Origin of the sequence: Arthrobacter livingstonensis (assembly GCF_003219815.1) — a bacterium.
GTDB lineage: Bacteria > Actinomycetota > Actinomycetes > Actinomycetales > Micrococcaceae > Specibacter > Specibacter livingstonensis.
On record NZ_QJVD01000061.1, the window covers coordinates 1 to 6,854 of the forward strand.

Consider the following 6,854-nt stretch of genomic DNA (forward strand, 5'->3'; position numbering starts at 1 on the left):
AAAACCAAATAACCAATTCAATACAATAAATTGGTATCAATAAAACTTGGCACACTATTGAGTTCTCAAACAACAACACAGTTCGAGTAATTCCAGATGCTATTCACACCAGGTTTTCGTCGCCGTGATATTCATACTTTATTTCATTTGAATTCATTTTGTCCAATCCACACCCTGTGCGGCTGGTCACTCCATAAACCCAACAAACCCCCCAAAACACAACCAAATATCAACAACCTAAAAAGTCGACAATACCCGGAAGGAAATACTGGGATTTGATTTCCCGCAAGTTGGGAGCCCCTGCTTCTCACGAAGCGGCTCAACCTTGTGCAGGCAACAAAGAAAACAATACACACCAACCCACCCCCAACGCAAATCGGGGACGGGCGTGGGCCCAGCTCGACTACCGAGGCGGCTGAGCCGGTCCTTCGATTGGCGACGTGAGGAGACCCAAATCGAAGGGGCGTCACCAGCCGGGACCGGAGCGGTCCCTTCGTAGGCGACGTCAAGGAGGCCGAAGGTCACCCGCGGCCGGGACGTCACCGAGGAGGTACGGCTCCGGCCCAGTCGCCTAGCTGCCGAGTTCCACCATGGACAGCGTGCGCTTTCCGCGGCGCACCAGCAGGTACTTTCCGTGAAGCGCTTCCGCGGCACCGAGAACGGCATCCGGATCAGTGACCTTAGCATTGTTGACATAGGCGCCGCCCTCCCCCACCGTGCGGCGGGCCGCGGAGTTGCTGTTGGCCAGGCCGGCCGCCACTAGAAGGTCGACGATGGAGAGACCTTGGGCCGGCGCTATGGAACGCGGCAATTCGCGGGTCGCAGAGGCCAGGGTTGCTTCGTCCAGTCCGGCAAGATCGCCCTGGCCAAATAGTGCGGCCGAGGCTGCGATGACCTTCAGCGTGGCGTCCACGCCGTGGACCAGGGAGGTGATTTGGAAGGCCAACGTCCGCTGTCCTTCGCGGACCTGCGGCTTTTCGGCAACGGACTCGCCTATGGCTGTAATCTCCTCACGGGAAAGGAAAGTGAACACCTTCAGCCGGTCAACAACATCGTCGTCGGCCGTGTTGAGCCAGAACTGGTACATGTCGAAGGGGCTGCACATGGCGGCGTCGAGCCAAATCGCGTTGCCCTCACTCTTGCCAAACTTGGTGCCGTCGGAGTTGGTGATCAGCGGCGTGCCCAAGGCATGCACGGACGCGCCTTCAACTTTTCGGATCAGGTCCGCCCCACTAGTCAGGTTCCCCCACTGGTCGGAGCCGCCCTGCTGCAGCACGCAGCCGTACTGGCGGAACAGCTCCAGGTAGTCCAGACCCTGCAGAATCTGGTAGCTGAATTCGGCGTAGCTGATGCCTTCGTCGGAATTCAGGCGCGAGGCCACGATGTCCTTCTTGATCATGGTGCCGACCCGGAAGTACTTGCCGATGTCCCGCAGGAAGTCGATGGCACTCATCGGCGCGGTCCAGTCCAGATTGTTGACCATGCGGGCGGCGTTCTCGCCCTCAAACGAGAGGAAACGCTGCACCTGCCCTTCCAAGTAGCCAACCCACTCCGCAACGGTCTCCTTGGAGTTCATGGTGCGCTCCGCCGTCGGGCGCGGATCCCCCACCAAGCCGGTGGAGCCGCCCACCAGGCCCAGCGGCTTGTGACCGGCCAGCTGCATGCGTCGCATGGTCAGCAGCTGGACCAGGTTGCCCAGGTGCAGGCTGGGCGCGGTCGGGTCGAAGCCGCAGTAGTACGTGATGGGATCGCCGGCCAGCAGCTCTTCAAGGGCGGCCTCGTCGGTGGAGACCTGTACCAACCCCCGCCACTTAAGCTCCTGCCAAACATTGGCGAAGCTGGAGTCGTTTTCGGGGGCGCGGAGTTCAGTTTGCAAGGACACACCCCAAAATTACCAGCACGACGCCGGTTCGTCCGATTCGCCCTGCCCTCCACTTACGCTTCGATGCCCTCCGGCAGCGGCTCCGAGGCAATTAGGCGCAGGCGCTGGGTGGGGCGGGTCATGGCCACGTAGAGATCGCCAACCCTGCCACCGGCACCGGCCAGGAGTGCGGCCGGTTCCACAATGACCACGCCGTCGAACTCCAGACCCTTGGCTTCGTGCGGGTCTATCACCACAATGTCCTGTTCCACAGACCCGGCACCGTGCCCCACACGGGGTCCGTAGACGGCGCGCAAGGCAGCCGCCGTCTCAACCACGAGCGAGGGCGGGGCGATGACGGCCACCAGCCCGCCGGCGACGGCCGCCGTTTCCTCATCCATGACCGACACCACCCGGGATACCAGGCAGTCCGGTGCCACGCGGTCAACTATGGGGGCCCATTCGCCGTCGCGCACCGCCTTGGGGGCGGAGACCACCTGACCGGCAGCATTGGCCATGCGCACGGCCGACTCGGCGATCTGCGTGGGCGTGCGGTAGTTGACCGTCAATTCCTCCAGCGCCCAGCGCTCGCCCATGAACGGCGACAGCGCCTGGCGCCACGAGTCGGCCCCTGCCGCGGAACTCGTCTGGGCGATGTCCCCCACGATGGTGAAGGACTTCACGGGGCAGCGCCGCACCAGCAGGCGCCACTGCATGGGAGAGAGCTCCTGGGCCTCGTCGACCACCACGTGCCCGTACGCCCAGGTCCTATCGGTCAGTGCACGCTCGGCATTTGTCAGGGACTCCCCCTCGACAACGTTGTAGTCGGCCAGCTGCTCGGCGGTAAGCATGCCGTCCACGCCGGAGTCTTCCAGCTGCTGGTTCATGTTGGAGATGGCCTTCTCCGCATTGGCGAGGTCGCGCTTGCGCTGGGCATCGAGCGCGGCTTCAGCCCGGCCGCCTGTTGCGTCAAGATCGCCTAATAGTTCGGCAGCCTCATCCAACAGCGGAACATCCGACTCGGTCCAGGGTGCGTCGGCGGGTCGCAGCAGCAGTTCGCGTTCGGCATCCGTGAAGTTGGGGGTGACTGCGCGCAGGATCTCCGGCTTGCTGAACAGTTCCCGCACCAGTTTTTGGGGCCCCATCGGCATCCAGCACAGGTTGAGCATAATGCGCACATCCCTGGAGGAACGGACGTCTTCGGCAAGGTATGACCTGTCCGCAGTGTTACCCGCCCCGTTGGCCTCGATGTGTTCGCGCAGTTGTTCGGTCAATTCGCGCAGCAGGATCTTCACAAACGTCATGCGCGCCTCGTTGTGCGGCTTGCCCGTGGCGCGCGCCTTATCCCGGGCGCGGCGGACCTGGCGGGAGGTCAGCACCAGACGGGTGCCTTCGACGTCGAGCCTGGCATCCCCGCGCGGCAGGCGCTGGCGGTTGGCAACGGCGTCGGCAACGACCTGCGCCATATCGATGCGGCCCTTGAGCCGCGCAACTTCCGGGGATTCGACGGCCGTGGCACTGATGCCGGGCAGCAGGTGCCCCACGCTGGCCATGACCACGCCTGTCTCGCCCAGGGACGGCAGGACGCGCTCAATGTACTTCATGAACGCGCTGGAGGGTCCCACCAGCAGCACGCCGGCCGAGGCGAGCCGTTCGCGGTGGGTGTACAGCAGGTAGGCGGCGCGGTGCAGGGCCACGGCGGTTTTGCCGGTGCCGGGGCCGCCCTGTACAACCAGGGCGCCACTTAGCGGAGAGCGGATGATGCGGTCCTGTTCGGCCTGGATGGTCCCCACGATGTCGCTCATGCGGCCGGTGCGCTTTGAATTCAGTGCCGCCAGCAACGCCCCCTCCCCCTGCAGGTGCTCGCCCTCCACCAGCATAGTGTGGTCCAGGACGTCGTCCTCGATGGCCTTGACGTTGCGCCCGTTCAGGATCAAGTGACGACGCCGGCGCACCCCCAGCCGCTCAAACGCGGTGGCCTGGTAAAACGTCCCAGCCTCCGGCGCCCGCCAGTCCACCATGAGCTGGCGCAGGTCCTCTGTGGAGAGGCCGATCCGGCCGATGTAGCGCTGCTCGCCGGAGTCCAGGTCCAGCCGTCCAAAGGCGAGTTTGTCGTCGACGGCGTTCAGTTGGGCCAGGCGGTTCTCGTAGAGTGAGGCGAAGGCGTCACGCTCGGAACGGTTTTGGTGTGTGCCCATGGACTTGGTGCGCCGGACCTCGCCCAGCTGTTCCATTTTTTCGGCGCGAAGTTCATCCAGGCGGGCATAGAGGCCATCAACGTAGGAACGTTCATGGGCCAGCTCGGCGTCATACATGCAAAAAGCTCCTGTTTACGAAAGGCGGACCACCAAAAAGGCGGACCGTCTATTCTATACCCGCAAAGGCGGGAAGGGGTACCCGGCTCCGTGCGCACGGCTACACGTGCAGCAGCGACACAACCTCGCGGCCGGCGAGGTTGTCCCTGCCTGCCAGTGCGTCAATTTCCAGAACCACCCCGACGCCGGCCACCACGGCGCCCGCGCGCTCCAGCAGGGCCGAGGCAGCCCCAAGCGTGCCTCCCGTGGCGAGGACGTCGTCAAGTATTAACACGCGTGTGCCGGCAGGAATGTCGTCCTGGTGCAGTTCCAGGGTGGCCTGCCCGTACTCCAGCGCGTAGCTCTGCGCATATACGGCGCGGGGCAGTTTTCCGGCCTTGCGGATGGTGATGACACCGGTCCCCGTGGCATAGGCCGCTGCCGCCGCCAGCAGGAAGCCCCGCGCCTCAACCCCGGCCACGGCGTCGAACTTTCCGGCAAAGGCGCAAACGAGCGAATCCACCACTTGCCGCAGCGCCCCGCCGTCGGCAAAAACAGGGGTTAAATCCTTGAAAACAATGCCCGGCTTCGGGTAGTCGGGGACAGTGGCGCACAAGCGCTCAACAACTGCGGAAACTGGAGAATTTCCGGGGGTTTCGGGGATCTCGGGGATGATTTTGGACTGCGTGGTCGAGGTGGGGAGAGTCGGTTTCACCCCTCCACGCTACAGGCTGCGGAAACTGGGCTTTTTGGCAGACCAGAACGCAACGGCCCATCCCTGCAGGCCTGCTGCGCGAGGTGACCGAACTTATTGAGTATTCGGAGCAGCGGGTGCCGGCCGGCGCGGGGCACGCACCACTCCCGGCTTGAACTTGGAGACGGTGGGGTCGCCGTCAAGCCAGAACCGCCACGGATAGTCCGCCGTGCCGCCTGGCCCGCTGATGCCCACGCGCGGCCCACGCATCACCACGCCCGGAACGGGACTGCCCGGCAGCGTCACCGTTACCTCCCCGCCCAGCGCCGGGATGCCGTTGTGTCCAAGATTCAGCCCCATGGCCTTTGTGAGGCGAGCCGGCCCCTGCGCCAGCTCGTGGTCCCGTTTGGAGGTGGGGCGGCGCGAACGGGCCAGCTCCAGCCCCTCCACGACCTCGCCCGCGCGCATTAGGCACCCGGAGGACGTCCCCACCGGGCGGCACACCAAGTTCGCGCAAAAGTGCATGCCATACGTGAAATACACATACAGGTGCCCTGGCGGGCCGAACATGACGGCGTTGCGCTTGGTCTTGCCGCGGTAACTGTGCGCCCCAGGATCCGGGTCCGGGGAGTCCGCCGGGCCAAGGTAGGCCTCCACCTCCGTTAGGCGCACGACGACGGGCCCTTCCGGACTCTCGTGCCTCACCAGGGCGCCCAACAGGTAGGGCGCCACCTCCGTTGCAGGTTTCTGCAGGAGTTCAAGGATGTTGATCGGCTGGCCCATCTTTCCACGTTAGCAGGAGGGCCGACGTCCATCCTGCGGCCGATCCCCACATTGGATTCTGCCGAGTCGTCGACCGTGGCGGCGCGCGCTGGAATGCTGAGATGATGGGTCCGTGAAACGTGAATCCAATGAACACTTGGACGCCGTCTTGATCGGCGGGCGCGAGGAACGGTCAATCATCATCGTGGACTATGACAAAGGTTGGCCCCGGCGCTTCGATTCCCTTGCTCTGCGCGTCAAAGGTGCCATTCCTGGGAAAGCACTCTCGGTTGTACACATTGGCTCGACAGCGGTCCCAGGTCTGGCGGCGAAGCCCATTATCGACATCTTGTTGACCGTTCAGGATGTTGAGGATGAGGCAGGATTTCTTGTGCCACTTGAGAACGCCGGCTTTGTATTGCGGGTCCGGGAACCGGGGCACCGCATGCTGAGGACTCCGTCACGGGATGTGCACCTTCACATTTTTTCAGCGAAGGACGCCGCGGTGCCCAATTATGTGGCTTTCCGCGATTGGCTCCGCGTGGACGAAGCTGATCGCGCACTTTACGCCACAACGAAGAAGAAGCTTGCTGAACAGCGGTGGGATGACATGAATTATTATGCCGAGGCCAAATCCGACGTCGTCTCAATGATCCTTTCCCGCGCCCGAACTTGGCGCGGTCAACAATCTGATTCCTAACCGCACTGCGGTCCTGGTTTCCGGGCGCAGCTGCTGGGGCGCATCACGTGGGTTGCGTGTGTCCACCCTCCCCGTGGGGCCATGCTCCGGGCAGATTTCGGCCGGATCAGCTGGTAGGACCCGTTTCACTGTCCATCTGGTGGCGTGATTCCCACCTGTTTTTGGTGTTGTTTCCTCCACAGGGGGTGCTGTTCTAGAGGTATTCCACATTACCGAATATAGATCCGGGAATGTCAGTGCCATCACCTAAAATTAGGACTATGAAGGCAAGGGCAGGGACGCCGGGAACAACCGGCACCCACACTGGGACAGGGGCAGCTGGTGGACACATCCACCAGCTGATCAACCTCGCCGCCGCCCTCACCACAGCCACCACCACCGACGCCACCACCGACGCGACCGCACGCACTGCCGCCGCTTCCGGCGCAGGCGCCGATCCTGTGGTCCCGGCCCCGCTGGGAGTGAGCCTGGATTCCCTCGGCGATGCCGAAGTGATCGAGTGGGCACGGACCGTGGAACACCTCAGCCGCTACATCCAGGCCC

General features: G+C 63.5%; 6 protein-coding genes. 2 read left to right on the forward strand and 4 right to left on the reverse strand.

What is annotated here, in order from left to right; all coding sequences use genetic code 11:
- Window positions 1-571: 571 nt before the first annotated feature.
- From tyrS to CVV68_RS22445, 4 genes are all read right to left on the reverse strand, one after another.
- Window positions 572-1,882, reverse strand: coding sequence for a tyrosine--tRNA ligase (gene tyrS / locus CVV68_RS22430; protein WP_110503202.1), 1,311 nt, complete (start codon window positions 1,880-1,882; stop codon window positions 572-574).
- Between the two features lie 53 nt (window positions 1,883-1,935).
- Window positions 1,936-4,176: a HelD family protein gene (locus CVV68_RS22435; protein WP_110503203.1), complete on the reverse strand. Its 2,241-nt coding sequence runs from the start codon at window positions 4,174-4,176 to the stop codon at window positions 1,936-1,938.
- A gap of 100 nt (window positions 4,177-4,276) precedes the next feature.
- A complete protein-coding gene (locus CVV68_RS22440) occupies window positions 4,277-4,819 on the reverse strand; it encodes an adenine phosphoribosyltransferase (RefSeq protein ID WP_110503206.1) in 543 nt (180 codons plus the stop codon).
- 144 nt (window positions 4,820-4,963) lie between these two features.
- Window positions 4,964-5,632 carry a DNA-3-methyladenine glycosylase gene (locus CVV68_RS22445; RefSeq protein WP_110503204.1) on the reverse strand — a complete coding sequence of 223 codons (669 nt, stop codon included), beginning with the start codon at window positions 5,630-5,632 and terminating at the stop codon, window positions 4,964-4,966.
- Window positions 5,633-5,744: 112 nt separating this feature from the next.
- Here CVV68_RS22445 and CVV68_RS22450 point away from each other — a divergent pair, with 112 nt between their 5' ends.
- Both CVV68_RS22450 and CVV68_RS22455 read left to right on the forward strand, forming a co-directional pair.
- The gene (locus CVV68_RS22450; RefSeq protein ID WP_110503205.1) at window positions 5,745-6,311 is read left to right on the forward strand and encodes a GrpB family protein; all 567 of its coding nucleotides are present in this window, start codon (window positions 5,745-5,747) and stop codon (window positions 6,309-6,311) included.
- 260 nt (window positions 6,312-6,571) lie between these two features.
- Window positions 6,572-6,854 (forward strand): hypothetical protein (locus CVV68_RS22455; RefSeq protein WP_146239003.1); only part of this gene is annotated, 283 nt, incomplete at its 3' end.